General features: G+C 45.2%; 1 protein-coding gene. It reads left to right on the top strand.

Annotation, left to right across the window (positions count from 1 at the left end):
• Positions 1-797 (top strand): type 2 periplasmic-binding domain-containing protein (locus tag E0496_RS35790; RefSeq protein WP_479680881.1); only part of this gene is annotated, 797 nt, incomplete at both ends.

Below are 797 nucleotides of genomic sequence, written 5' to 3'. Positions count from 1 at the left end.
AAGCTTGTTTATGGCAGTGTACAGCCAGAAGTGAAGCCGGCACTTGCCTTTTTAAACAAGCTGTTCAGAGAAGGACTCATGGAGACGGATTTTGCCGCAAAGGATACCGGCAGAGCAGGCGAGCTTGTGGCTAGTGGGAAGGTTGGCGTTATGTTTGGCGCCATGTGGAATGGGATGTATCCGATGCAGTTGACCAAAGATAATGATGCGGATTCCGACTGGCGGGCATATCCGATCGTTTCCATGGACGAGCAACCTGCTAATCCTCAGGTTAAGCTCAATGTTGAGAACTATTATGTGGTACGAAACGGCTATACCCATCCGGAGTCGCTGCTGAAATTGATTAATTTCTGGACGGAGCTTAATTACGGTGATACAAGCCAAGCTAGATTTGATCATTTTCTTGGACCATTGCCGGCTCCTGGGCATCATTATGCTGCTGCAAAAGTGTGGAAAGTAGAGAAAAATCTCCAAGCCCATTTGAAAATAATGGAGGCTTTCAAGACAGGTAATCGTTCAATATTGAATGCTGAAGAAAGAGGCTATTACGATAATATTCTAAAGTACCAGGCAGGAGAGAATTCGAATGCCCAATATGAGAAGGTATTTGGCAGCACGGGTTCCTACGCGGTCATGAACGATTACAAGCAGCGAAATCTGTTTAAGATCGATGAATTTTACGGAGCCTCTACAGATGCCATGAACACCCGCCTTCTAACGGTGGATCAGTTGGTGGAGGAGTATTACACAAAGGTTATCATGGGAATAGAATCTATCGATGGTTTTCAAGCCTTTAT

The organism is Paenibacillus luteus (assembly GCF_006542765.1).
GTDB lineage: Bacteria > Bacillota > Bacilli > Paenibacillales > Paenibacillaceae > Pristimantibacillus > Pristimantibacillus luteus.
The sequence above is the reverse complement of the archived record's forward strand: the minus strand, read 5'-3'. Positions and strand labels throughout refer to the sequence as shown.